Annotated in this window: 1 pseudogene; it reads left to right on the forward strand. The window is 56.3% G+C overall.

Annotated elements, in window-relative coordinates:
* The first annotated feature begins 79 nt into the window (after positions 1 to 79).
* Positions 80 to 540, forward strand: a pseudogene (locus DZ54_RS24605) (protein rep).
* The last annotated feature ends 2 nt before the right edge of the window (positions 541 to 542 follow it).

Genomic DNA, 542 nt, shown 5'->3' on the forward strand with positions numbered 1-542 from the left:
GGGGTTGCGACGACTTCCGGTCCCTTGCTCAGTCCAGTGGAGGCGCACCCTCATGTGGCAAGCCCGATTCTATCAAGCGATGCCGCGTTTAGCGGCAGAGCATCCCAAAGCGCGTTGGATCTTCCTGACGTTGACGGTTAAAAACTGCCAAATCAGCGAATTACGCGACACTCTCAAGCATATGAATGCGTCTTGGCAGCGGTTAAAAGATCGCAAGGAATTTAAGCCTGTTTCCGGTTGGATACGCTCGACGGAAGTCACGCGCGGCAAGGACGGCACCGCACACCCGCACTTTCACGCGTTGCTGATGGTGCCTCCATCTTGGTTTACTCGGCATTACATCAAACAGCTCGCTGGGTGGAGCTTTGGCGCGAGTGTTTACGCGCAGACTACGCGCCGAACGTGGACGTGCGAGCCGTTAAGGCGAAGAAAAATCAAGATGAAGCGGACGCGCTACGCGCAGCCGTGGCGGAAACGCTGAAATATTACCAACCAATCCCGCACCCGAACCAGCGACCAGCGCTTGGTTTCTGGAGCTGACA

The organism is Salinivibrio socompensis S35 (assembly GCF_000513715.1).
Lineage (GTDB): Bacteria > Pseudomonadota > Gammaproteobacteria > Enterobacterales > Vibrionaceae > Salinivibrio > Salinivibrio socompensis.